The organism is Alphaproteobacteria bacterium, assembly GCA_033344895.1.
Classification (GTDB): domain Bacteria; phylum Pseudomonadota; class Alphaproteobacteria; order UBA8366; family Aestuariispiraceae; genus Pacificispira.
Window position 1 is genome coordinate 2117404 of record JAWPMN010000001.1, and the last position, 25970, is coordinate 2143373.

Genomic DNA, 25970 nt, shown 5'->3' on the forward strand with positions numbered 1-25970 from the left:
AAAAATAGTGAGGGTCCGGGGAGATGGAGTTCGACTATGTCATCGTGGGCGGTGGTTCCGCCGGTTGCGTGCTGGCAAACCGCCTGACCGAGGACGGCCGCTCTACCGTGTGCCTGGTCGAGGCCGGGGGGGAGGACAGCAATCCCTGGATTCACATGCCGGCGGGTTACATCCGGACCATGGTGAACCCGGCGATCAATTGGCTGTTCGAGACGGCGCCGCATGCCGCGACGGGCAACCGGCCGCTGCCGGTACCGCGCGGAAAGGTGCTGGGCGGGTCCAGTGCGATCAACGCCATGCTTTATGTGCGGGGGCAGGCGCGCGACTACGACACTTGGGCTCAATCGGGGTGCACCGGGTGGAGCTTTGACGACGTCCTGCCGTATTTCAAACGGGCGGAGCATCGCGAGCAGGGGCCGGATCATTGGCACGGTACCGGCGGACCCCTGAATGTCACCTACCCAACCGAACGCTATCCGATCCTGGACCGCGTCATCGATGCCGGGGGCGAGTTGGGGTATGCCACGAACCATGACTACAATGCGGAACAGCAGGCCGGCTTTTCCTATTTTCAGGTGACCCAGAAGAACGGGCGGCGCTGGAGCGTCAAGAAGGCCTATCTGGACCCCGCGCGGAATCGAGCCAATCTGACCGTCGAGACCCGGGCTATGGCGCGCCGGGTGCTGTTCGACGGGAAACGGGCACGCGGACTGACCTATCGGAAAAATGGCCAGGACCGGACCATCCATGCCCGCAGAGAGGTGATCCTGAGCGCGGGAGGGGTCCAGTCCCCGCAACTGCTGGAGCTCTCCGGCGTCGGCAGCGGAAAGGTTCTGCAGTCCCTTGGAATTCCCCTCGTGCACGATCTGCCGGCGGTCGGGGAGAACCTGCAGGACCATTACGTATCGCGCCTGACCTGGCGTCTGAAGAATGCCGAAAGTCTGAACCGGCTGACGCGCGGCCTGCCGCTGATGGGCGAACTGTTCAAATACCTGCTTCGGAACCGGGGGGCGTTGACCATGCCGGCCGGAATCGTGGTCGGCTTCGCCAAAAGTCGGCCGGACCTCGATGAGCCGGATATTCAGTATCACATCGCGCATGCGACCTTTGCCGATGCCAAGAAGCGCCAGTTCCACAAGTTTCCCGGGCTGACCATCGGGCCCTGCCAGTTGCGCCCGGAAAGCAGGGGGCATGTGCATGCCGTGTCGCCGGACCCGGATGCGGCACCGGAAATTCAGCCGAACTTCCTCGCCGATCCACTGGACGGGGAAATCCATGTTGCAGGGATGCGTCTGGCGCGCGCGCTGGCGAAAACGGAAGTGCTGTCCCCCTACATCGATTCAGAACTGACGCCCGGTCCGGATTGCGACGACGATGCGGCGCTTCTGGATTATGCCCGGGCGACCGGGGCGACCCTGTACCACCCGACCTGCACCTGCCGAATGGGCGGTGACGCGGCTTCTGTCGTCGATCCGGAACTGAGGGTGCGCGGGGTCGATGGTCTGCGCGTTGTCGATGCCTCCATCATGCCGCGGCTGATCAGCGGCAATACGAACGCACCGACAATCATGATTGCAGAAAAGGCATCGGACATGATCCGGGGGAAACAGGCATGAAACGGGCGACCGGCAAGACGGCCATGCGGGTTCAGGCGGTTCTGGGCGACGCGTTCGAGGTCCTGGAATTCGAGACCAGCACCGCCACCTCGGATCAGGCCGCGGCCGCGATCGGCTGCGAGGTTGCACAGATCGCGAAATCCCTGGTCTTCCAGGGCAAGGGCAGCGGCGACGCGATCATGGTCATCGCCAGCGGTATCAACCGCGTGGATGAGAAGAAACTGAAGGACCTCGTCGGCGAGAAGATACGCCGTCCGGACGCCGATTTCGTCCGGGAGGTCACCGGCTATGCGATTGGCGGGGTGTCGCCGGTCGGGCATGCGACGGCAATGCGGATCTATCTGGATGAGGATCTGAAGGCCTATTCCGAAATCTGGGCGGCTGCCGGTGCGCCGAACGCGGTCTTTCGGCTGACACCGGACGATTTGGCGCGCCTGACCGGCGGGGAATACGCCGATCTGGCAAAGCGTTAGGTCCGGAACGGACAGCCTGCGCCGATCCTGGTCTAGTCTGAAGCCCGGTCCTGAAGCGGCAAGGTTACCTTGAACTGTGCGCCGCCGCTTGGCCGTTCCGCCAGCAGTTCCAGATTGCCGCGCAACCGCTGCATGATCTGCCAGCTGATGGCGAGGCCAAGCCCGGTGCCCGAGCGTCCGTCCTTGGACTGGCGCCAGCCGCGAGAGAATTTCTGGAAGATTCGTTCCCGGTCCTGCGGAAGGATCCCGCCCCCGTTGTCTTCGACATAAAGGCAGTAGCGGTTTCCCTCGATGGCGCTGCGGACGGTAACGACCGGGGTCTCCGCAGTATTGTACTTGATCGCGTTGGTGATCAGGTTGAGATAGACCTGTCGCAGCCGATCGTCGTCTGCCTCGATGATTGCGCCGCGGGCGTCGTCCTGGAACGCCAACTCTACATTCGTCTGCGACGCCAACCCCTGGCACGTGGCGATCGCGCGCTCCAGCGTCTCGGACGCATTGATGCGTTGCAACTCCCAGGTCGCCTGCTCTCCCTCCAGCCGGGCCAAGTCCAGAATTTCATCCAGAAGCCGCGTCAGGCGCTGGCTTTCCTCCAGGATGATCCCGGTGAAGCGTTTGGTTTCCTTCTCGTCCATATCGGGCGTATCCAGAAGGATCTGTGCGAAGGAGCGGATTGAAGTCATCGGCGTGCGCAACTCATGACTGACCTGACTCAGGAAGTCATCCTTCTGAACGTCAAGTTGCTTCAACCGTTCATTCGCGTCGCGCAATTGCCGCGCCGTCTGCTGCAGCTGGTGGGATTTGACCTCCAACTGGCGGCTGTAGTCGATCACCTGCTGGGTCTCGTCGACGATCTTCATCAGTTCGTCCAGGCTGATCGTCTCGCCCTTGACCACCTGCAGGATCATCGCACGGGCGGTCGCAGCCCCGACGCTGCCCGCCAGTTCGCGTTCCAGATGGCCGATGAACTCGTCATCGGCACGCGGCAGGTGGCCCGGCACCCCCTGGTTCTGGGCGAACTCGCTGAACACCCGATAGGCGGACTCCGTGCCCAGAATGCGCTGGGCGACGACGAAAAGGTCGTTGCTGGCGGCGTAACGGCGGATGAAGCGTGCCTCATTGTCCGCCGGGGTGCGGAAGACATCGATGAACAATGCCCCCTGCAGCCGTTCCAGTGGTTTCGGGTCGAAGATCAGCGAGACAATGACGAAAATCAGCGTGTTCAGGCACAGGCTCCAGAACAGGGCGTGGACCAGAGAATCCATGCCGTCCATGCCGAACAATGATTCCGGACGCAGGTAGCTCAAACCCCAGGGCCCGTTCTCGATCACGGAAAGCGGCAGCAGGAACTCGCCCTGGAAACTGGGCAGGAACAGCGTGTAGAGCCAGATCAGGAACCCGGCCAGCAGCCCTGCAAAGGCTCCCTTGGCGGAGGCCTGTCGCCAGTACAGCCCGCCGATGATGCTGGGCAGGAACTGGGCGACCCCGACAAAGGCGATCAGGCCGATCGCCGCCAGGGCGTCGGATTTCGCGCTGAGACGGAAGTAGACAAAGCCCAGCAGCAGGACCAGACAGATGCTGGTGCGCCGACTGATCAGCAGAAGCCGCCGCACATCGCCGCTCGCCTTCATCTCCACCCAGGGCAGGCGCAACGCCAGCGGCATGACGACGTGGTTCGACACCATGGTCGACAATGCGATGCAGGCGACGATGACCATCGAGGTGGCGGAGGAGAAACCGCCCAGAAAGGCGATCAGTGCCAGAAGATCCTGGTTCATTGCCATGGGCAATGTCAGGACGAACATGTCCGGATTTGCGGTCTCCGGCAGGAAGGTCAGGCCGCCAATCGCAATGGGCAGGACAAAGAGGCTGATCAGCAGCAGATACAGCGGGAACATCCAGGATGCGGTGTAGAGATGCCGCTCATCCGCATTTTCCACCACGGTTACCTGGAACTGACGCGGCAGGCAGATGACCGCCGTGGCCGCCAGGAAGGTCAGCGTGATCCAGCGCGGGCCGAACACTTCCTCGGTGTTCAGCAGCCCCGGCGGCGCCAGCGAGAAGATTTCGGACGGACCGTCCGCCAGATAGAAGACGACGAACAATCCGACCGCGATCAGGGCGAAGAGCTTCACCAGCGCCTCCAGGGCGATGGCGGCCACGACGCCGTGGTGGCGCTCGTTCGCGTCGATGTTTCGGGTACCGAACACGATGGTGAAAACCGCCATGCCGGCGGCGATCCAGAACGCCATCGTGTAATCCGGATCGGCAAAGACAGGTTGATCCGGATTGGCGAAACCGCCGCCGCTGATGACCTGGAAACTGGTCGTCACGGCCTTGAGCTGCAGCGCGATGTAGGGGGTCGAGCCGACGATGGCGATCAGGGTAACCAGCACGGCGAGGCTTTCGCCCTTGCCGTATCGCGACGAGATCAGGTCCGCGATCGAGGTGATCCGGTGCACCCGGCCGATCCGCACGAGCTTGCGAAGCAGGAACCAGAAGCCGATGAAGACAATGGTCGGCCCGGTATAGATCGTGATGAATTCCATGCCGCTGCGCACGGCCGACCCGACCGCCCCGTAGAAGGTCCACGACGTGCAGTAGACGGAAATCGACAAGGTGTAGATGATCGGCGACTGAAACAGGCCCAGTTGACCGGCGCGGGCGCGCTTGTCACCCAGATAGGCGACAAAGAACAGCAGGGCGACATAGCCCAGTGAAACGGCGAAGACGAGATTGGCGGAAAGCATCGCGCGGGTCCGGGGCCGCCGTCAGGGCGGCAGGTCCTTGCCGTCGATGCGGAAGGCGTCTTCGTGATCCGGCGTGTCGAGACGTCGGGAGTTCCAGGCGGTCAGGGCGACCGCGGCGATCCAGATTCCGAACAGGTAGACCACGACGGCGGGAATGCCGAAAATGCTGCCGGCCCCGGATGCGATGTGAATCAGGGGCGGCATAATCAGGAAGGTACAGACAACCGGAATAACGACGGCGATATCGCGCGCCTTTCGAATGGTGGAGGCAGATCGAACGCTTCGCCTCATCCGCCGGCCAGCTCCCGTACCGTGTCGATGATATGCTGGTTTGAGAAGGGCTTGGTGACGAAGGCGTCGGCGCCGATTTCTTCGGCCATGCGCCGGTCCTGACTCTGCCCCTTCGCGGTCAGGATGATTATTGGAATCGATTTGAGTTCGGCGTCGGACCGAACTGTTTTCAGGACTTCGAAACCGTTCATCTTCGGCAGCATGACATCCAGGATCACCACGTCGGGGCGATCGCCGCGGATGCTGTTCAGTGCCGATTCCCCATCAGGTGCGGAGGCCACATCACAGCCCGATCGGCTCAGGATGAAGCTCAGCGACTCGACGATGTTCGGTTCGTCCTCCGCGATCAGAACCCGCGTCGGCACGGCCGTTCCCTCCCAGACATTCATCGCGTGTCGATTTTTCTCGACTTATTGAAGCGACCGTACCCCTGGGTCTTTCTCGACGCAATGGGCTCAATGGCGTTACATCGCCGCAGCATCCTGGATCGGGGCCTCCTCTCGGTAGATGCAGGCGCGCCGCGCGCACAAGCGACAGCTCGGCCCGACCGGGACCGTCAGTCCGGACGCCGTCAGGTCGAGGCCGTCGGCATAGATGGTCCGGTCCGCATAGAGCGCGTCGCAGGCGATCATCACGCTGACCAGGTGCCGAGGCGCGTTGAAACGGTACTGCACCTTTCCTTGCGCCCGGGCGACGAACAGGAAACGTTCGCCGTTGGGAAACTCGGCGATTTGCCGACAGATCGCACCGGGAGTCTGGAATGCATTGTAGACGGCCCAGAGCGGACAAGCGTTGCCGTATCGCGGCAATGGCAGTCGGGACAGTGGCATGCGTTTGGTGACGAAACCTGCCGGATCCGTTCGCATGAAGGCGAAAGGCACGCCCTCCGATCCCGGACGCTTCAGTGAAACCAGCCGGTGGCAGACCTGTTCGAAGCTGGCGCCAAACTTTCGGGCCAGGAACTCAACGTCGTAGCGCGCGTCTTCCGCCGCTGTCCTGAACGCGTCATAGGGCATCAGCAGGCAGGCGGCGGCGTAGGAAGCCATGGCGCCGGCGGCCCTTTCACGGGATTCCGCGCTGCGCAGCAGCGGCGATAGCTTCGCCAGCCCCCGGATCGTGTCCCCAAGCCGCAGCCTGCAGACCAGTCGGGCGAGCTGGAACCGGCAGGTGGATCCGGCCGCACTCTCCAGAATGCTGAAGACACGAGCTTCCGCGTCGTAGTGAACTTGGTTCCACAGCTTCTCCAGATCCATACCGGCTTCGCGCACGAAGCGCACGGTCACGCCGAGGCGCCGGTCTAGATAGTCGATCAGCCTCGAATCCGACGGTGGGCCGAAAGGGTCGACTTCCCCGCTTAACGCGGTGGCGGCGTCTTCCAGCTCGGCAATGTAATTGTCGCAGGCCACGATGAAGTCGTCGACTTCCTCCGCCGGGGTCATGGCGGCGGTGTCGGTATCGGCTGTATCGAAAAACTGTGCGATGCCTTCGGCGATGCCGGACAGGTTGGTGCTTTCCTTGAACAATACCGACTGGAATCGTGACCGTTCCGGCTCATTCAGGTCCGGCACGGTTTCCAGGATCTCCGCCGCGGAGCGGATGGCGGTGATCTTGGTCAGCATGGTGTGCACCGCATCGCCCAGATAGGGGTCCTGATTGAGCCTGTCGGACAGGGCGGCGACGGTCTGACTTCTGTTCATATAGGCCCGGTACAGGGCGACGATGGCCTGGGCCCATTCCGGGGATCGGGCCACCAGATCGGAGGCGGTGGCGTCGAGATTGAAGTTGCGCAGAACCGGGTCTCCAGCCAGTTCGCGCAGCTCCTGCGCCAGGCGACGTTCGGATTCCCCGTCGAGCCATTCCACATCGACTTTCAGCAGTTGCGCCAGTCCAGGCATCAGGCGCGAGGCGATGTTTCTCTTGTTCCGTTCGATCAGGTTCAGATAGGAGGCGGAGATGCCAAGACGTTCCGCGAGTTCGGTCTGAGTCATGCCGAGTTTCGTGCGTCGGTCGCGGATCTTCAGGCCAATCGCGGCCTGGCCGCCGGGGCGGGAAATTTCTGCGCCCCTTCCGGTCTGGCGGCGAGGCGGTCGGGCCGCGGCGGCAGGTTGGGGATGATTTTCGGCCTTTTCGTTCATTGCGCGCGTGATCCGTAACCCGTTCGAAAATTTCGCTTTTGTGCGGTGCAGCGTAAAAAATTGACAGGAAATGTTTTGTTTGATGTTTAATTTTTACAGAAAAATCGTTACATGTCAATGAGTTATTGAATTTTTTACAAAGTTAATTTACAAATGCCTCTGCGCCCCGGTTGCGCGTCCCATTTGAGGGGCGGCCGAGGGTGCAGCCGCTCTCGGACTCGCCCGCTCACGGCAGCTCCAACGGGGGGCGGGAAAGCGAACGAGACACGATATCTAGGAGGAAACGAACATGGGTGGCTTCAAGTCCAAGATTGACCGCCGGACCCTACTTAAAGGGACGGCAGCCATGGGTGCGGCGGCATTCGCCTCTCCCTATTTCTTCACCAAGGGTGCCAGTGCGTATGTGAACGAGCCGAAAGGCAGTTCCGTTACTTTCGGTTTCAACGTGCCGCAGACCGGTGCCTATGCCGATGAGGGCGCGGACGAACTGCGCGCGTATCAGCTCGCGGTCGAGCACCTGAACGGTGAAGGCGACGGCGGTATGCTGAACACCTTCACGTCCAAGGAGCTGAAAGGGAACGGCGTCCTGGGCAAGAAGGTCGAGTTCACCACCGGTGACACCCAGACCAAATCGGACGCGGCGCGCGCCTCGGCCAAGCGCATGATCGAAAAAGACGGCGCCATCATGATTACCGGCGGTTCGTCCTCCGGTGTGGCGATCGCCGTGCAGTCGCTGTGTCAGGAAGCGGGGGTCATCTTCATGGCCGGCCTGACGCACTCCAATGACACGACCGGTAAGGACCGTCGTCGCAACGGCTTCCGCCACTTCTTCAACACCGAAATGTCCGGCGCCGCGCTGGGCCCGGTGATGGAAGCCAATTACGGCAACGACCGTAAGGCCTACCACCTGACCGCCGACTACACCTGGGGCTGGTCGCAGGAAGGATCGATCAAGAAGTATTCCGAAGCCATCGGCTGGGAGACGGTCAATGCCGTCCGCACGCCGCTGGGTGCCGGTGACTTCTCGCAGTACATCACGCCGGTTCTGAACTCCGGTGCGGACGTGCTGATCCTGAACCACTACGGCAAGGATATGGTCAACTCGCTGACCCAGGCCGTGCAGTTCGGTCTGCGCGACAAGCAGGTCAACGGCAAGAACTTCGAAATCGTCGTTCCGCTGTATTCCCGCCTGATGGCCCAGGGTGCCGGTGAAAACGTGAAGGGCATCTTCGGGTCCACCAACTGGCACTGGTCGCTGCAGGATGAAGGCTCGCAGGCCTTCGTGAAGTCCTTCGGTGCGAAGTACGGCTTCCCGCCGTCACAGGCCGCGCATACCTGCTACGTGCAGGCGCTGCTCTACGCCGATGCCGCCCAGCGTGCCGGCTCGTTCAACCCCTGCGCCATCGTCGAGGCCCTGGAAGGCTTCGAGTTCGACGGCATGGGCAACGGCCCGACGCTGTACCGCGCCGACGACCACCAGTGCTTCAAGAAGGTTCTGGTCGTGAAGGGTAACGAAAACCCGACCTCCCAGTTCGACCTTCTGGAAGTCGTTCAGGAAGTCCCGGCCGAGAAGGTCACCTACGACCCGAACGGGGATGAGTTCAAGGGCGATCTCGGGGCCTGCAACGCGGGCTAAGGGATCGATCCCAGAGCATTCCGGCAAGGCGACCGTTCCGATCCATCGGGACGGTCGCCGACCCGGGTCGCGGGGTTCCGGGGGAAACACGGTGACCGCGAATTTGTTTGAGAACAATCGTCGCTACTAGGGGAGGGCTGTCGCCATGGACGCGATACTCCTACAGGTGCTCAACGGCCTCGACAAAGGGGCGGCCTATGCGCTGATCGCGCTGGGTCTGACGCTGATTTTCGGGACGCTGGGCGTCGTGAACTTCGCGCATGGCGCACTTTTCATGCTGGGCGCGTTCTGCGCCGTTACCATCAATCAGGCCCTGACCCTTGAAAAGGTTGTGCTCTCCGAGACCGAAACGACGGCCTGGGGCACACCGCTTGAGATCAGGACACCCTTTGCACAGGAATGGTTTGGCGATTTCGGCCTGACCATCATCGACTATTCCGTGCCGCTTTCGATCCTGATCGCCATTCCATTCATGCTGATGGTCGGCATCATCATGGAACGCGGACTGGTGCGCTTCTTCTACAAGCGCCCGCACGCGGAACAGATTCTGGTGACCTTCGGCCTTGCCATCGTGCTGCAGGAAATCGTCAAGGCGATGTACGGCGCCAACCCGATCCAACAGGACGCCCCGTCCATCGTTCAGGGCGCGGCCGATATCGGCGCGCTGTTCGGTGATCCGGGTGCCCTGGTCTATCCGTGGTGGCGCATCGTCTATCTGCTGTTCTCCGGCGTCGTGATCGCGGGGGTCTTCGCATTCCTGCAATTTACGACATTCGGGATGGTCGTCCGGGCCGGCATGGCCGACCGGGAGACAGTCGGACTGCTGGGCATCAACATCGACAGGCGTTTCACGATCGTCTTCGGGATCGCGGCGGTGGTCGCCGGTCTGGCCGGGGTCATGTACACCCCGATCCTGCCGCCTGACTACCATATCGGGATGGACTTCCTGGTGTTGTCCTTCGTCGTGGTCGTCGTCGGCGGCATGGGCAGTCTGCCCGGCGCCGTTGCGGCCGGCTTCCTGCTGGGCGTGCTTCAGTCCTTCGCGTCGATGACCGCCGTCCGGGATGTCCTGTCCAAGGTCGGCATCGTCGGCCTCGACCAGATCATCATTTACCTTGTCGCCATCATCGTGCTGCTGGTTCGTCCGCGCGGCCTGATGGGACGCAAGGGTGTGATGGAGTAAGGCCAATGATGAAATTCATTTCGCAATCTTCGGAAAAGGGCGATCTGGTCCTGATCGCACTCTTCGCCGTCGCGGTGTTCACCATGCCGCTGTGGCTCGCCCCCTTCGGCGCGAACTATCCCGACCTGATGCAGCGTTTCGCGATCTTCGGGATCTTCGCGACCGGTTTCAACATCCTGTTCGGGCTGACCGGTTACCTGTCCTTCGGACACGCCGCCTTCCTGGGTGTCGGATCCTATACCGCGGTCTGGACGTTCAAGCTTCTGGGCATGAACCCGATCCCGGCGCTGATCGCGTCGGTCATCGCGGCCGGGCTGTTCGCCCTGGTCATCGGGTTCATCAGCCTGCGCCGTTCGGGGATCTACTTCTCCATCCTGACGCTGGCCTTCGCCCAGATGTGCTACAACCTCGCCTATTCGGTGCTGACCCCGATCACCAACGGGGAGACCGGTCTGCGCGTCCTGAACGAAGATCCGCGCATCTTCGACGACAAGACGGTGGAGACCACGGGGCCGCTGATCTCGCATATCTTCGGGTTCCAGATGCAGGGCATGCCCGGCTTCTACTTCTGCGCCATTCTGCTGATCATCACGGTGTTCATTGCCATGCGGATCTTCCGCTCGCCCTTCGGCATGATGCTGAAGGCGGTGAAGACCAACCAGAACCGCCTGAACTATACCGGGGTCAACACACGGCCCTACACGCTGGCGGCCTTCGTCATTTCGGGCATGTATGCCGGTTTGGCCGGGGCGCTGATGTGCGTCATCGACCCGCTGGCAGGGGCGGAGCGCATGCAGTGGACCGCCTCCGGGGAGGTCGTCCTGATGACCATCCTGGGCGGTGTCGGCACGATCATCGGCCCGATCATCGGGGCCGGCCTGATCAAATACTTCGAGAACATCTTCTCGGCGTTCAACGATCAGACGCTGGCGAACATCTTCAGCTTCCTGCCGGACGGCCTGATTGAGCCGGTCGTGTCGGTGACGTCGCTGTTCGTCGGTGAAGGCTGGCACCTCAGCCTGGGCATCCTGTTCATGCTGATCGTCATCTTCCTGCCGGGCGGTGTGACGGAAGGTCTGTCAAGGATCGGCAAGCTGATCGCGCGCCGGACCGGTGTTGCGCCGAAGAAAGAAACCGAAGGCGGGCGTCATTCCTCGCCGGCGCCGGGAGAATAACCATGGGCATCTTGGAAGTCAGAGACGTCAACAAGAACTTCGGCGGTCTCAAGGCGCTGAACAACGTCAACCTGGATGTGGAGGAAGGCTCCGTTCACGCGATCATCGGTCCGAACGGGGCCGGCAAGTCGACGCTGCTGAACTGCTTCGTCGGACGGCTGGATCCGGATACCGGGTCGGTGATGTTCAACGGCAAATCGCTGCTGGGCCTGAAACCGCACGAGATCAACCAGACCGGCGTGGTCCGGGTGTTCCAGACGCCGGAGATCTTCACCGATCTGTCGCTGCTGGAAAACGTCATGATCCCGGCCTTCGCCCGCCGCGACGGGGCGTTCCGCCTCAACCCGTTCCGCGATGTGGACCGGGAAGGCGAAATCCGGGACAAGGCGCTGCACATTCTGGAGGATGTCGGCCTGGCGGAGCAACGCAACAAGATCGCGTCAAGCATGTCGCGCGGCGACAAGCGGCGGCTGGAACTGGCGATGTGCCTGGTCCAGGATCCGGTGCTGCTGCTGCTCGACGAGCCGACGGCGGGGATGAGCCGCGCCGACACCAACGCGACCATCGATCTGCTGAAGCGGATCGGCGAACGTGGCATCACCAAGATCGTGATCGAGCATGACATGCATGTCGTGTTCTCCCTGGCCGACCGGATTTCGGTGCTGGCCCAGGGGACGGTCATCGCTGAGGACGTGCCCGCGAACATCAAGGGCAATCCGAAAGTCCAGGAAGCCTATCTCGGAGGGGCGCATCTATGAGCGACACGATGGAAAAACCCACCGCCCCCGGCGTTCAGGGTGTGCGCGGTCAGGGCGGCAACCACGCCTATTTCTCGTGCTGGGACCTGCATGCCTATTACGGCGAAAGCTACATCGTGCAGGGTGTCAGCTTCGATGTCCGCGAGGGCGAGATCCTGGCCCTGCTGGGCCGCAACGGCGCCGGCAAGACCTCGACGCTGCGGGCCATCGCCCGGGTCGATGATCCGGAACTGCGCCAGGGTGAAATCTGGCTCGATCATCAGCCGCTGCATGAGATGCGCGCCTATCAGGCTGCCCGGGTCGGGATCGGCATGGTGCCGGAAGACCGGCGGATCATTCAGGGGCTGACGGTGCAGGAGAACCTGCAGCTGGCCCAGATCGCGGAGCCGCGCGGCTGGTCGATCGAACGTCTGTACGATCTGTTTCCGCGCCTCGGGGAACGCCGCAACCAGGAAGGCGTGACCCTGTCCGGCGGGGAGCAGCAAATGCTGGCCGTCGCCCGCGCGCTGGCCCGGGACGTCAAGCTGCTGCTGCTGGACGAGCCGTATGAAGGCCTCGCCCCGGTCATCGTGCAGGAGATCGAACGCACGCTGGAGGAGATCAAGAGCCACGGCATGACGACGATCATCGTCGAACAGAATGCCATCGCCGCGCTGCATCTGGCGGACCGGGCGATCATTCTGGACATGGGCCAGGTGGTGTTCGACGGGACGGCCCAGGACGTCCTGGACAATGCCGAACTGCGTCAGGAATACCTCGCGATCTGATCGCGGAAGATGTGCCTGTGGTGCGGCGGTCGCGAACCGCCGTCGCCTCACAAACTTGCTGGCGACCCGGGACGGATATCCGTCCCGGGTTTCTTTTTGCCATCGCCCGGGCGGCAATGGTTCGAATTACGAACAATGTGTTCGGATATCGGTGTTCTGTGGCCGGGAACAGGTGTTGAGCGCGGGAACGGTTTGAGCGTCGGACCCGGGCTGAGATATTCTGGGGCATGGCTGAAAAACAGAAACCATCCGCGCGACACGAGACCGGCATGACGGTGCGGCGCTCCGTTCTGGGCGACGCCCATGTCGACCGGGCCGAGGCGGCGAAGACCGATTTCGACGCGCCCTTCCAGTCCTTCATCACCGAAGGCGCCTGGGGCACCGTCTGGGCCGGCGATCATTTCACCCGGCGCGAACGCAGCATCGTCACCCTGGCGCTGCTGGCCGCGCTGGGTCACGACGAGGAGGTGGCGATGCATGTCCGCGCCACGCGCAATACCGGGGCGACCCCGGAGGATCTGCGCGAGGTGATGATGCATGTCGCCGTCTATGCCGGGGTTCCCGCCGCCAACCGGGCGATTAAGATCGTCAAGCGGGAGCTCGCGGCCATGGCAGAGGAGGAGAGTGCGTAACATGTCCGACACCTTGAGCCCGCGCGACTGGGCCAGCCATCCCGCCTATCGAGATGCCGGCTACAAGTCGACCGGCCTGCGCGGCCCGACCCAGCCGCTGGTTACCCTGCCGGCGGGGATCGGCGAATTGTCCGGCCCGCGTTTCGGCAAGGATTTCGTCTTCGGCGACGATGCCGACCTGACCCGCAACGGCCGCGTCAACGGTGAGCCGCAGGGCGAGCGCATCATCGTGACCGGCCGCGTCACGGACGAGAACGGCCGTGCCGTGCCGAACACGCTGGTCGAGGTCTGGCAGGCCAATGCCGCCGGCCGCTATGTCCACAGCCGCGATCAGCATGACGCGCCGTTGGATCCGAATTTCCTGGGGGCCGGGCGCTGCGCCACCGATGCCGACGGCGTCTACCGCTTCCTGACCGTGAAGCCGGGCGCCTATCCCTGGCCCAATCATTTCAACGCCTGGCGTCCGAACCACATCCACCTGTCGCTGTTCGGGCCCAGCTTCGCCACGCGCCTGGTGACGCAGATGTATTTCCCCGGCGATCCGCTGCTCGACCTCGATCCGATCTTCAAGGCGACGCCGGAACCGGTGCGCGACCGCCTGGTCGCCGATTTCGACATCGAGGTGACCCAGGAGGCCTATGCCCTGGGCTACCGCTTCGACATCGTCCTGCGCGGCGGCGCGGCGACACCGATGGAGGGCTGAGCCATGACATCCGGAGGACAGACCCCTTCCCAGACCGTCGGCCCGTATTTCGCCTATGGCCTGACGCCGGAACAATACGGCTATCCGCTGAAGAGCATCGCCCATCCCACGGTCGGCGGGCTGGACAGCGCCGGCGGCCCGCGCATCCTGGTCGAGGGCCGGGTGCTGGACGGCAACGGCGATCCGGTCGACGACGCCATGATCGAGATCTGGCAGGCCGATGCCCAGGGCCGCTATCCCGGCACCGACACGGCCGCCAACAGTGCCTTCACCGGCTTCGCGCGCTGCGGCACCGGCACCGACCGGGAAAGGCGCTTCATCTTCGAGACCGTCAAGCCGGGCGCGGCCGAGGACGGTCAGGCGCCGCATATCAACGTCATCGTCTTCGCGCGCGGGCTTCTGTCCCATGCCTATACGCGGATCTATTTCGCGGACGAGGCGGCGGCCAATGAGGCCGACCCGGTCCTGGCCGCCGTGCCAGAGCCGCGGCGCGGCACCCTGATCGCGACGCGCCACGAGACCGATCGCGGCGTGGTCTACCGTTTCGACATTCACCTGCAGGGCGCGGCGGAAACCGTCTTCTTCGACGTCTGACCCCCGCATGCAAAATCGCCCAACACTTCGAGGAACCGCCCCATGAGCAGCACGCCGTGCATCATCACCGTCGCCATCACCGGCTCCGTCCCGAAGAAGGAGGACAATCCCGCCGTGCCGATCTCGGTCGCGGAGCAGATCGAATCCACCCAGGAGGCCTTCGAGGCCGGCGCCACCCTGGTCCATGTCCATATGCGCAATGAGGAGGACCAGTCCGTCTCCTCCGACCCGGCGAAGTTCGACGCCTATCTGAAGGGCGTGCGCAAACACTGCCCCGGCATGATCGTGCAGTTCTCGACCGGCGGGCGCGGTCGCGACCCGTCCTCGCGCGGCAGCATGATCCATCTGAAGCCGGACATGGCCTCGCTCGCCACCGGCTCGGTCAATTTCCCGTCCATGGTCTATGAGAACCACCCCGATTTGGTCCGCGACCTGGCCGCCGCGATGAAGCAGAACGGCGTGAAGCCGGAGATCGAGATCTTCGACCTCGCCATGCTCTATGCCGCAAAGGACATGGTCGACCGCGGCGAGATCGAGGCCCCGGCCCATGTCCAGTTCGTCTCCGGCCTGAAAAACGCCCTGCCGGTCCGCCGCGAGGTGCTGGAATTCGAATTGAAGGAACTGCGCGAGCTGATGCCCGACGCCACCTGGACCGCCGCCGCCATCGGCCGCCACCAGCTCCAGATGAACCACTGGGCCCTGGAACTCGGCGGCCATTGCCGCACCGGCCTGGAAGACAACATCAAATTCGACAAGGACCGCCTCGCCGCCAGCAACGCCGAACTCGTCGCCCGCGTCGCGGATCTCTGCGGCAAGTACGACCGCCACCCGGCGAGCGTCGCGGAAGCGCGGGGAATTTTGGGGCTTTAGTGGCGGCTAAAGCTACAACATGAGAATGTTGAATCTAGCAGAAGATTCTTCGAATGACGTCTACCCTCGATCCAGGAGATAGTATATCCTTTGTTGCAATCCAAATTTTTTCGGAACTTTGGGCTGTCGTAGGCAGGTTGCATTAAGGCACAGTTAATCAGGGGGTAGCACCTCAATAGAGTTTACGCTGCCAGATTGGAACGGTTGTGTGGCGCGAGATGAGAAGAATAGTCCTCGGCAGCTTGCGTGACAGGGTAGAAGGGGAGATTGCGGAACATCAGCGAAAGAATTGGGCGCTTAGATCGTCACGATATCCATTATGGACGCGTGTACTGAAGCTCCTTTACGGCGAGCGTAGTTTGTTTGGATTTTTGATTCCTTACGTCGGTATTGTGTCAATTATTGTTGTTTTGGAAGTTTTAATTTCAGATTGGTGGGGGATCCGAATTCCGGCGTGGAGCTACGATAGTACTATCTCTTCACTTCTGAAAGACGTAACGGGATATTTTCTTGGTGCACAGGCCGTAATGATCGGTCTTTTGTTTCCGATAGCAGTGGGGCTTGTTACCTTGATCGTTCAGCGTGAAGACGCCTCAAGCACCGTCTCGGATGTTCAAGTTTATTACAGTGAGACGCTAACATATCGTATCGGAGCCAGTGGTATTGCATTAGTAATGGTCCTCTCCACGCAACTCCTTTGGCCCGCACAGTTCAGTATTCACATGCTTGGATACGGAACGCCATCCGATTTATTTAAGATTGTTTTGACTTCAATACATCTTTTTTGGTTGATACTGAATTTCGCCGCGCTATGGCATTTTCTTCTGACAAGCCTCCGTTTTATGAGGCCTGTAGAACGTGCGTATTTGCGTCGTCGATTTGCAGCTTCGGTATCGATACCTAATGATCTGAGAGAAAGACTGTCTACAGCACTGTACTTGAACCTTAGCACATCCTTAGAAGGCGGCATTGCGAAGGAGCCTCCGGGCGGTACAGAGCCGACACTAATGTTTAGTCCAATTGCTGGAGAATGGGGGGTGGTGGAAGTCGCATCTCCAAATCTTGGAAGGAAGAAACTCATAGACGTTTGGACGAGGCCGCTTGGTTGGGCGGTTCGCAGGTGGTTGAAGCGCACTGGCGCGATAGTTGTGGATGAGCGTCATTCCATGCTTGGGCCCACTCTCATTTTTTGCCCGGAATTAGACCGCTCGTTACCCGAAGGTGGGGTTATCTGTAGGCGCAATGGAGGCGCTTCTCTTAGCGAAGTCGAGAAATTCGTGATCCGACTTAGTTTTCGGTTCGGGCGTGCTTACCCATGAAAGGACAACCCACACCGTCCGACATGCTTGAAGAACTGGTCGACAAAGCGCTCTCCCAAATGGATCGCTTGGCTGTAACCAGTTTTAGAAGCGCGTTGGACGAACTTATAGATTTCCACCGTTTCCTAATCGACGCCTACGAAACGCGAGACGAGACAGGGGCGGCGATGAGCTTTGCCCAGATCGGCTATTGGAGCTCTCTGCATGCAGAGTGGATTCAAGAGTATAGACGTCTCTTTGAGCGCGCCGCCCAGTTCATCGGACGGGAGAATGACTTCATTGTTCATTTGGTACACGTGCCAAATCGGTTGCTGCCACAGGATGCCCGCCACCGAGCGCCAGAGGTGATTGTTAAACTTCTTGATCTCGTAAATATCCTTGTTCTTCAACTTGAACGTTGGGTCACGGAACGAAGAGATTACCATATTTCGCGCTATTCTGAAGAAAAACTGCTCCATCGTGGCGTCATTTCAGACGAAAAAGCCTATAAAGATGTTCTCGAAAACTTGGTTGGTTCATGGGAAAGTGTAGGACAAAATGTTTCTTTGATGTACAAGTGGCGAACTAAAGATGTTCCTGAGTCTGATATTTGGGAGGGGTATTCATTAAGTTGGCCATTTTTGAATCGGCATATGAAAAATACGGCATATTTATTGGCGGTTGCGGTTTGGAATGAAGATGAAGTAGGGGTGGATTACTTCTGTGAAACACTGCTCCGTTGGTTCGGCAGTTTTGAGTATAAATTTGATACTGAACATCTCTTGATTACGACCCTTTTGACGCCAGAAATTCTTGATCTGGAATGGGGTGATGCGTTGGATAGGTTGGGACCCCTGTCACGCTACCAGTACCTGCCACCTCCTACCCCGTCAGGTGTATTTTCGGAAATTTTGCGTAATGCCTTAGCAGATACGATAACCGTAGCTTCTGGTGTGTTTTTAGGATGGTATCTGGAGCGCAAGCAGGAATCAGACATCGCTGTTAGGACGGTTCATCGCTTATTGAATAGATCAGTCGATGATGAGGACGATTTTCGTGAACCTCGCGAATTGGGGTTCCGTCCATTTTTTCACCAAGTTTTTCGTATCTATGCGTCCGGCCCTAGATTTAAAAATTCTGGATATGGCAATTGGTTGGATGAACTCGTAGCTTCTCTTGATTCTATGACTGAAAGAAGGGTCATTCCGGGGAGGGTCTACACCCCATCGACTCGCAGCGAGCGTACAGACTTAATGCTCCCTTGGCTATCCTGCATGCTTGGTCAGCTTGCTACTCATGGCGACTCCGACACAGTCAATTCTATAACTGAAGTTACGGCACGGGAAGAGTTGTTCCCTGACGGCGACCTTTCTCTGCGGAACGTGTTGTACGATTTAAAACAGTTTAGCTCCGCCTTGAGGTCCACGCGTTTGGAATACCTTGGCCGGGGTGCATTGGCTCTGAATCCAGATTTGCGATTGGAAGAGGCGTCTAATCGACTTCAATACATAGTCGATGAAATATCACAGTCAATCGATGCGCAGAGACGGGAACGCCTGAAGAGTCGAGCCGTTTCTATCGCAAAGATTGAAGCTGTGCGGGAGCGAGTTCATCAAGCGCTTACAATGAAACTATCTGGAATCGACCTTTTTAGTGATTATGAGATTTCCATGGTGCCTGGCAAATACATTGAGCGGGAGCACTCGATCGGTGGAATCGAAAAAGGATTGCTTACCGAGCCGCCAATGGCCGATGGGCCATCGAATATCTGGGAGTTTACAAGTGAGGCAATGGCTGAATATGCGTGCCGGTGTGTATGGGGCAGTTTCTCTAGACTCTCTCGACAAATCATTGAGATAGAGAGCGAATTAGAGTTTCTAAAGGTCATGGATTCGGCAGCTCAATCAATGCTTTCGGTGGGCAAGCGCCCAATTTTACTCGTGCGTGATTGGGATGATCCACATTGGATGCAAACCTGGTTCTCCAGGCGGGATGATTTGCCATCTAGAATAAGTATAGAAAGAAAAACTAGTATATCATCAGGGTATTATATGGGGACTGTGAATGAAGTGGATGTTTATCGATTTTCATTTGATTCTGGTCGGGCGCTTCTTTTTAGTTCTGATTTACTGGCTAGAGTTATTTATGCGCCGCGTGATGGAGGACTCGCCGTTGATGTGGAGTTTGTAGACGGTATACAAGCTGAGGCAGGTAAGCTTGTTTTTCGATTCAGCCAAGATTGCAAATGGCTACCAGGCGAGGTTGTTGAGCTAAGGTATTCGGCAAGTTAACCTGATGAACCTAGTATCTAGGATATTAGGGCCCGCTCAAATTGTCTATGTCCTTCACTCAAAGGACCCTCCCCTAAAACGGCAGCCCCACATAGTTTTCCGCCAGGCTCGTCTGTGCGGCTTTTGATTCCAGCAGGTATTCGATTTCCGCCAGTTGCATGCGGTTTTCGAAGGCGCGGGTGTCGGGGAAGGTGTGGAGGAGGCTGGTCATCCACCAGGAGAAACGCTCGGCCTTCCAGATGCGGGCCAGGGCGGTCTGGGAATAGCTGTCCAGGCCGCTGTCGTCGCCGTGCTTGTAATGGGCGATCAGGGCGCGGTGCAGATAGTGGATGTCGGAGGCGGCGAGGTTCAGGCCCTTGGCGCCGGTGGGCGGCACGATATGGGCGGCGTCCCCGGCCAGGAACAGGCGTCCGTGGCGCAGCGGTTCGGCGACGAAGCTGCGCATCGGCACGACGCTTTTCTCCAGCACTTCGCCCTCGTTGACCAGGCTGCCGTCGCTGTCGCCGACCCGCAGGCGCAGCTCCTCCCAGATCCGGTCGTCGGGCCATTGGCCGAGGTCCTCGTCCGGGCGGCATTGCAGATAGTTCCGCGAGATGTCGGCGGAGCGCATGCTGAACAGCGCGAAACCGTTGTCGTGATGGGCATAGATCAGCTCGTCCGAGGCGGGCGGGGCCTTGGCCAGAACGCCGAGCCAGCCGAAAGGATAGACCCGCTCCAGCGTCCGGATCGCGTCCTCGGGCAGGCTGGCGCGGCAGACGCCGTGGAACCCGTCGCAGCCGGCGATGAAATCGCAGGCCAGTTCGACGGTCTCGCCGTCCTTGCGATAGGTCAGGCGCGGGACGTCGGTGTCGTAATCCAGCGGCCGGACATCCTCCGCCTCGAAGACGATTTCGCCGCCCGCGGCCAGCCGCGCGGCGATCAGGTCCTTGGTGACCTCGGTCTGGCCATAGATCGTGACCACCTTGCCGCCGGTCAGATCGGACAGCGGGATGCGGCGGCGCTCTCCGGCCCCGGCAATCTCGATCCCGCCATGGACCAGACCCTCGCGGTCGAGGCGGTCGGCGACCCCGGCGGCGCGCAGCAGGTCGACCGTGCCCTGTTCCAAGACCCCGGCGCGGATCCGTCCCTCGACATAGCGGCGATCCTTGCGCTCCAGGATCACCGAGTCGATGCCGTTCACATGCAGCAATTGCGACAGCAGCAATCCCGCCGGGCCGCAGCCGACGATGCCGACCTGGGTGCGCCGCGTCTTGCTCATCTCTCTGATCCTCGAGGTTCCGGATGGTCGGACAGAGTATAGGGCGTCCCCCCGACCGGCCCTAGAAACGGACCCTCTTTGCAGGCAAAGATTTTTCCGTCATACTGATTATCGAACACACGTTCGTATATCGAACAAACCCACCAGCCGGGAGACGTTTGACGATGATCAGCGAGGAGATGAACCGGACCCTGACCCGTACCGGACCGGGGACCGAGGCGGGGGCGGTGCTGCGGCGCTATTGGCAGCCCGTTGCCCTGACGGCGGAATTCGACGGGCCGCGCCCGGTACGTCCGGTTACGGTGCTGGGGGAACGCCTGGTCGCCTTCCGGAACGGCGACGGAAGCTATGGGCTGATCGACCGGCACTGCCCGCATCGCGGCGCCGATCTGTGCTATGGCCGGTTGGAAGACGGCGGGCTGCGCTGCCCGTTCCACGGCTGGAAGTTCGGGACGGACGGCCAGTGTCAGGAAACCCCGGCGGAACCGGAAGAAAGCACGCTGGCCGAGCGGATCCGCACGACGGCCTATCCCTGTATCGCGCGCAACGGCATCGTCTTCGCCTATCTGGGCGAGGGGGAAGCGCCGGCGCTGCCGGAGATCGACTGCCTGACCGCGCCGGAGGCCTATACCTTCGCCTTCAAGGGGCTGATCGAAAGCAACTGGCTGCAGGCGCTGGAGGTCGGGATCGACCCGGCGCATGCCTCCTTCCTGCACCGCTATCTGGAGGATGACGACCCGGCCGAGGGCTATGGCAAGCAGTTCCGCGACTATGTCGGCGGGACGGACATTCCGATGACCCGGGTGCTGCGCGACTTCCCGCGCCCGAAGATCGAGGTCGAGACGACGGATTACGGCCTTCGCATCACCGCCTTGCGCGACCTGAACGGGGAGGCGATGCATGTCCGGGTGACCAACCAGATCTTCCCGCAGGCCATCGCCATCCCAATGTCGAACGAGATGACGATCACTCAGTGGCATGTCCCGGTCGATGACGAGACCTGCTACTGGTATGCGATCTTCACCAGTTTCGGGAAGCCGGTCGACCACGCGAAGATGCGCGAACAGCGGCTGGAACTCTATGAACTGCCCGACTACATCCCGAAGGTCGGGAAGCGGAACGGCTACGGCTACGACCCGGTCGAACAGAAGATGCGGACCTATACCGGCATGGGCGACGACATCAATGTCCACGACCAGTGGGCGGTCGAATCCCCCGGCCCGATCCAGGACCGGACCAGGGAACATCTGGGCCAGACCGATGTGGCCATCGCCGCCTATCGCCGGATGCTGCTGCGTGCGATCAAGACCGTGCGCAAGGGCGAAGGCGTGTTGCCGATCAACGATACCGAGGGCGGACCGGCGGCGATCCGAGGGCCGGTCGCGGTGGATACGGTGGCGGCGCCGGATGACTGGTCCGACGCCTGGCTTGCCTGCGACCGTGCGCGGCGCGATGCTGCCCCCTGGTCGCCGAAGCCGGCGGCCGCGGCGGAATAGCGGCAGGCCGGGGGAACAGGTTCCGATGACTGTACATTTCGAAGTGCCGGACCCGCAGGGGCGGCGCGACCGGGTGGACCAGGTCCTGGCCCGCGCGGCCGAGGCGGGGATCGAGACGGTCCGGCTGTCCTTCGCGGATCAGCACGGGTTGCTGCGCGGCAAGACCTTGCCGGTGGACGGGTTGCGCGGGGCGCTGGACAGCGGCTGTCCGATGACGTCGACCCTTCTGCTGAAGGATACGTCGCACCGAACCGTCTTTCCGGTCTGGACCAGGGAAGGCGGCTACGACCTGCCCGGGCTGAAAGGGGCGGGCGATATCGTCATGCTGCCCGATCCGGAGACGTTCCAGGTCCTGCCCTGGGCGCCGACGACCGGCTGGCTGCTGTGCGATCTGTTCCTGAAGGACGGGACGCCGCTGCCCTTCTGTACCCGCAGTCTGATGCGCCGGGTGCTGGCGGATATGGCTGATGCCGGGTTCACCTATCGCACCGGGCTGGAGCTGGAATTCACTGTCCTGAAGCTGGAGGATGCGAAGCTGGCCCATGCCGATGCCGGCCATCCCCCGGCCCCCTTCGGCACGTCGCTGACGACGCGGGGCTATCAGTATCTGACCGAAAGCCGCGCCGACGAGCTGGACCCGATCTTCGAGATCATCCGCCGGACCTGCGCCGGGCTGAACCTGCCGCTGCGCAGCCTGGAGGTCGAATTCGGCCCCAGCCAGGTGGAGGCGACCTTCCATCCTCAGGACGGCATGGCCACCGCCGATGCGACGGTGCTGTTCCGCAGTGCGGTCAAGCAGGCGCTGCGCCGCGAAGGCTATCACGCGACCTTCATGTGCCGACCGGCCCTGCCGGAGATTTTCTCCAATGGCTGGCACGTGCATCAGTCGCTGATCGGTGCCGATGGGGCGAATGTCTTCGCCGATGCCGACCGGGTGATGTCGGATACCGGATACGGGTTCCTGGCCGGGATGCTGGACCGGGCGGCGGAGAGCTGCCTGCTGACCACGCCGACGATTAATGGCTACAAGCGCTACCGTCCCTTCGTCCTGGCACCGGACCGTATCCTCTGGGGCCTGGACAACAAGGGCGCGATGCTGCGCGTGGTCGGCGCGGCGGGGGATGCCGCGACGCGGATCGAAAACCGTGCGCCGGAGCCGGCGGCCAACCCGTATCTGTGCCTCGCCGCCCAGGCGGCTTCCGGGCTGGACGGCATTCGGCGACAGGCCGCGCCGCCGCCGCCGACAGAGGAACCCTATGCCGACGGCGAATTGCTGCCGCGCACGATCCTGCAGGCGATTGACGCCTTTGCCGTCAGCGACTTTTATCGTCGGACATTCGGCGACGCCTTCGTCGACTATCTGACGGTGCTCAAGAAGGCGGAGGTCGCGCGGTTCTTCGCGGAAGTGACGGATTGGGAACAGCGTGAATATTTCGAAATCTACTGATACGGCCATGCCGGCGCTGCCGGACGAGAATGACGGCGAAATCGTCCAGACCCTGGCCAAGGGGCTGAAGCTGATCGCCGCCTTCGGTCCGGATGCGCCCAGCATGACCATCGCCGAGGCCGCGACGCTGACCGGGTTCAGCCGGGCCGGCGCCCGGCGCATCCTGCGTACGCTGGAGGCGATGGGCTATGCCGAACAGAATCGCGGCCGTTACAGCCTGACCCCGAAAATCCTGACGCTCGGCTTTTCCTTCCTGCGCTCCAGCGAGATCGGCGAACGGGTCAATCCGATCCTGCGCCGGGTCAGCGATACCCTGCGCGAGACCTGCTCTCTCGGTCTGCCCAGCGGACCCGACATGGTCTATGTCGCCCATGCGATCTGCGAGGATCGTCTGTTCTCCACCCGATTCACGATCGGCGCGCGCCTGCCCATGGCCGCAACGGCGATCGGGCGCGCCTATCTCGCCCATGTTTCGCCGGATCAGCGCGAACAGCTGCTTACCGTGATCGCGCCGCGGTCCGAAACGCAATACACGGTGATCGACCGGGGTGCGCTGAAGGTCATTCTCGGGCGGACGGCGGACCGCGGCTATGCGGTGACGGAGGAAGAGTACGAGCTGGGTGCCCTGTCCGTCGCCGTGCCGGTGCCGGGCGCCAGCGGCCACGCCGTCGGCGCGCTCAACGTCGTCGTCAACAAGGGCCGCGTGTCCGTGAAGACGATGATCGATCAATATGTGCCGGCCCTCCGCGAGGCAGCACGAGACGCCGGCATGGCGCTCGGCTGACTTTCCGGACGGAATCCCGTTCGATATACTGGAAACCGCAATCACGGTACGGAGTTTTCCGGTGAAGGACGGTCTGATCCCGCCGCCACGGCTCGGCGAATTCATCCGCAAGGCGCGCAAGGCCCATCGCCTGACCCTGGAACAGGTGGCGGAGCGCAGCGGCGTGTCCAAATCCATGCTGAGCCAAATCGAGCGCGGGTCGGTCAACCCGACCTTTGCTGTGGTCTGGAACCTGATGCAGGCGCTGGGGCTGGAGATGTCGGATCTGATCGACGGTGCCGCGCCGGAAGCGCCCGTCATCGAACATGTTCACGCCTATTCCATGCCGACCAGCAAGAGCCGGGACGGCCTCGTCACCCTGCACATGCTCAGCCCGTTCCGCACCGTCCTGCCCGTGGAATGGTACGAGATGCGGATGGAGACGGGCGGTGCCCTCGTGTCCGACGCCCATGCGCCGGGCACCTATGAGCACCTGACCTGTCTGGATGGCTCCGTCGCGGTGGAGGTCGGCGATATGCGTGTCGAAGGTCGGGCCGGCGATACGCTGCGCTATCACGCCGACCGCCCGCACAGCATTCTCAACACCGCCGCCGGCCCGTCCCGCGCCATGCTGCTGGTCGCCCTGCCGCATCAGTTCGACGCCGGCCCGGTTTAGCATCGTCGCAGTACCTCCTGTCTAGCGCTCGGGATTGCCCCGGTCGCGCCACATATTGCCCACATTCTGGAAAGATCGTGCCTCGCGAATTTCAACGGAGGGCAGGGCAATGACGGTACTTTCCAATCGGTTCACAGCACTGGCGCTTATAGGCTTTCTTTCGGCCTGCGCGACCTATGAGACTCAGACCACATCCGGGCGGACATATCTGGAAGAGTACCCGGGTGGGCCAACGCCATTGTCGGACCGGTTCACAAAGGATGCAGACGGGAATGATGTCTTGCGGCCCTTGTCGGTGGATGAGGAAGTCGCGCTGGCGGCGAATGTCGAACCACAGCTGCGGTTTCCGGCGCGCATCGGCTTGGCCTACATTCAAAACGGCCAATTAAGCCCGGTCCCGGCGGGACATGGCGCGGCCTGGCTGGGGGCGGCTAAATCGCTCGGCCCCGAGTTCGGGCAGTTTGTGCCGGTGAGCCCGCTTGTGGCGGGAGTGGCCGATTCCAACCCGAGAGAGGCAAGCTCTCTCAAAGGTAGGAGCAGGTTGGCGGAGGCCATGCGCAGTATCCGACTGGCCTCGGCCCGTCAGCATCTGGACGCCGTGCTGGTTTACGAATCCTTTGGCCAGTCCAAGAACAGCGCGACCCCGCTCAGTGCCTTGAACGTGACCCTGATCGGCATGGCGTTGGTACCGGCGAACCTGATCGAGGGGCAGGGCTTCGCTCAGGCGATCCTGTTGGATGTCCGGAATGGCTATACCTACGGAAACGCCGTCGCAGTAGGGGATTCCGCCAGCCTGTCTACATATTCCAACACAGGATCGGCGGAGAAGACGCGCGCGGAGGCGGCGGCCGCCGATGCCGTCGAAACTCTGACGGAGCAGGTGGCGGATATGATGCGCCGCCTTCGGAGCGAACTGGCAGACGTGGCAAAGGTGGATCCCTCCTGAAGTTCGCAGGAGCGTGGTCCGCACATCCGTCTCCCCGTGAAGGCGGGGGGCTGGGAATAGCGGGGGGAAACGCGCCGACGCCCCTGGATTTCCACCTGCGCTGAAATGACGGAGGCTGTGAAGCCATGCCGAACCGAGGAAGGTTTCTGCTTTCGCAGGAACACGATGGGACACCGTGAGTAATGAACGCGGAGAACGCTGAGACCCTCATT

At 61.5% G+C, this 25970-nt stretch carries 23 protein-coding genes; 18 read left to right on the forward strand and 5 right to left on the reverse strand.

Translation table 11 applies throughout. The features are described from left to right. The first annotated feature begins 23 nt into the window (after window positions 1-23). Window positions 24-1616, forward strand: a complete 1593-nt coding sequence (locus R8L07_10385; protein ID MDW3205935.1) for a choline dehydrogenase — start codon at window positions 24-26, stop codon at window positions 1614-1616. Beyond that, entirely contained in the window at window positions 1613-2089 is a 477-nt protein-coding gene (locus R8L07_10390; protein MDW3205936.1) for a YbaK/EbsC family protein, read from the forward strand. Before R8L07_10385 ends, R8L07_10390 begins: the two co-directional genes overlap by 4 nt. Before the next feature lie 32 nt (window positions 2090-2121). On the opposite strand, the gene R8L07_10395 is transcribed toward R8L07_10390, so the two are convergent. The 4 genes from R8L07_10395 to R8L07_10410 all read right to left on the reverse strand — a co-directional run bounded on the left by R8L07_10395 (window position 2122) and on the right by R8L07_10410 (window position 7265). Beyond that, a complete protein-coding gene (locus R8L07_10395) occupies window positions 2122-4839 on the reverse strand; it encodes an ATP-binding protein (GenBank protein ID MDW3205937.1) in 2718 nt (905 codons plus the stop codon). Between the two features lie 21 nt (window positions 4840-4860). After that, window positions 4861-5130, reverse strand: coding sequence for a hypothetical protein (locus R8L07_10400; GenBank protein MDW3205938.1), 270 nt, complete (start codon window positions 5128-5130; stop codon window positions 4861-4863). Beyond that, entirely contained in the window at window positions 5127-5495 is a 369-nt protein-coding gene (locus tag R8L07_10405; GenBank protein ID MDW3205939.1) for a response regulator, read from the reverse strand. The genes R8L07_10400 and R8L07_10405 overlap by 4 nt, the downstream gene beginning before the upstream one ends. A 99-nt stretch (window positions 5496-5594) precedes the next feature. Next, window positions 5595-7265 (reverse strand): short-chain fatty acyl-CoA regulator family protein, encoded by a 1671-nt coding sequence (locus R8L07_10410; GenBank protein ID MDW3205940.1) that lies wholly within the window; start codon window positions 7263-7265, stop codon window positions 5595-5597. Between the two features lie 289 nt (window positions 7266-7554). Here R8L07_10410 and R8L07_10415 point away from each other — a divergent pair, with 289 nt between their 5' ends. The 11 genes from R8L07_10415 (at window position 7555) to R8L07_10465 (ending at window position 19172) form a co-directional block, all read left to right on the forward strand. Continuing rightward, complete coding sequence (locus R8L07_10415) at window positions 7555-8901, forward strand: substrate-binding protein (GenBank protein ID MDW3205941.1); 1347 nt, start codon at window positions 7555-7557, stop codon at window positions 8899-8901. Window positions 8902-9046: 145 nt separating this feature from the next. Next, entirely contained in the window at window positions 9047-10084 is a 1038-nt protein-coding gene (locus R8L07_10420) for a branched-chain amino acid ABC transporter permease (protein ID MDW3205942.1), read from the forward strand. 5 nt (window positions 10085-10089) lie between these two features. Next, window positions 10090-11259, forward strand: a complete 1170-nt coding sequence (locus R8L07_10425) for a branched-chain amino acid ABC transporter permease (GenBank protein ID MDW3205943.1) — start codon at window positions 10090-10092, stop codon at window positions 11257-11259. A gap of 2 nt (window positions 11260-11261) precedes the next feature. Continuing rightward, on the forward strand, window positions 11262-12017 hold the full coding sequence (locus R8L07_10430; protein ID MDW3205944.1) for an ABC transporter ATP-binding protein: 756 nt from the start codon (window positions 11262-11264) through the stop codon (window positions 12015-12017). An 8-nt stretch (window positions 12018-12025) separates the two neighbouring features. Continuing rightward, window positions 12026-12784, forward strand: a complete 759-nt coding sequence (locus R8L07_10435; protein ID MDW3205945.1) for an ABC transporter ATP-binding protein — start codon at window positions 12026-12028, stop codon at window positions 12782-12784. A gap of 227 nt (window positions 12785-13011) precedes the next feature. Next, window positions 13012-13416: a 4-carboxymuconolactone decarboxylase gene (pcaC, locus tag R8L07_10440; GenBank protein MDW3205946.1), complete on the forward strand. Its 405-nt coding sequence runs from the start codon at window positions 13012-13014 to the stop codon at window positions 13414-13416. Window position 13417: 1 nt separating this feature from the next. Continuing rightward, the gene (gene pcaH / locus R8L07_10445; protein MDW3205947.1) at window positions 13418-14119 is read left to right on the forward strand and encodes a protocatechuate 3,4-dioxygenase subunit beta; all 702 of its coding nucleotides are present in this window, start codon (window positions 13418-13420) and stop codon (window positions 14117-14119) included. A 3-nt stretch (window positions 14120-14122) separates the two neighbouring features. Continuing rightward, window positions 14123-14713 (forward strand): protocatechuate 3,4-dioxygenase subunit alpha, encoded by a 591-nt coding sequence (gene pcaG, locus R8L07_10450; protein ID MDW3205948.1) that lies wholly within the window; start codon window positions 14123-14125, stop codon window positions 14711-14713. A 42-nt stretch (window positions 14714-14755) separates the two neighbouring features. Then, a complete protein-coding gene (locus R8L07_10455) occupies window positions 14756-15583 on the forward strand; it encodes a 3-keto-5-aminohexanoate cleavage protein (GenBank protein MDW3205949.1) in 828 nt (275 codons plus the stop codon). Window positions 15584-15801: 218 nt separating this feature from the next. Continuing rightward, window positions 15802-16902: a hypothetical protein gene (locus R8L07_10460; GenBank protein MDW3205950.1), complete on the forward strand. Its 1101-nt coding sequence runs from the start codon at window positions 15802-15804 to the stop codon at window positions 16900-16902. Beyond that, window positions 16899-19172, forward strand: coding sequence for a hypothetical protein (locus R8L07_10465; GenBank protein MDW3205951.1), 2274 nt, complete (start codon window positions 16899-16901; stop codon window positions 19170-19172). The genes R8L07_10460 and R8L07_10465 overlap by 4 nt, the downstream gene beginning before the upstream one ends. A 73-nt stretch (window positions 19173-19245) precedes the next feature. Here the strand turns inward: R8L07_10465 and pobA are convergent, their stop codons facing one another. After that, window positions 19246-20430, reverse strand: coding sequence for a 4-hydroxybenzoate 3-monooxygenase (gene pobA, locus R8L07_10470; GenBank protein ID MDW3205952.1), 1185 nt, complete (start codon window positions 20428-20430; stop codon window positions 19246-19248). A 164-nt stretch (window positions 20431-20594) separates the two neighbouring features. Here pobA and R8L07_10475 point away from each other — a divergent pair, with 164 nt between their 5' ends. From R8L07_10475 to R8L07_10495, 5 genes are all read left to right on the forward strand, one after another. Continuing rightward, a complete protein-coding gene (locus R8L07_10475) occupies window positions 20595-21926 on the forward strand; it encodes an aromatic ring-hydroxylating dioxygenase subunit alpha (GenBank protein ID MDW3205953.1) in 1332 nt (443 codons plus the stop codon). Between the two features lie 25 nt (window positions 21927-21951). Then, window positions 21952-23373 carry a glutamine synthetase family protein gene (locus tag R8L07_10480; GenBank protein MDW3205954.1) on the forward strand — a complete coding sequence of 474 codons (1422 nt, stop codon included), beginning with the start codon at window positions 21952-21954 and terminating at the stop codon, window positions 23371-23373. Window positions 23374-23380: 7 nt separating this feature from the next. Next, entirely contained in the window at window positions 23381-24157 is a 777-nt protein-coding gene (locus R8L07_10485; GenBank protein ID MDW3205955.1) for an IclR family transcriptional regulator C-terminal domain-containing protein, read from the forward strand. Between the two features lie 61 nt (window positions 24158-24218). Beyond that, window positions 24219-24812 carry a helix-turn-helix domain-containing protein gene (locus R8L07_10490; protein MDW3205956.1) on the forward strand — a complete coding sequence of 198 codons (594 nt, stop codon included), beginning with the start codon at window positions 24219-24221 and terminating at the stop codon, window positions 24810-24812. A 109-nt stretch (window positions 24813-24921) separates the two neighbouring features. Then, the gene (locus R8L07_10495) at window positions 24922-25758 is read left to right on the forward strand and encodes a hypothetical protein (protein ID MDW3205957.1); all 837 of its coding nucleotides are present in this window, start codon (window positions 24922-24924) and stop codon (window positions 25756-25758) included. The last annotated feature ends 212 nt before the right edge of the window (window positions 25759-25970 follow it).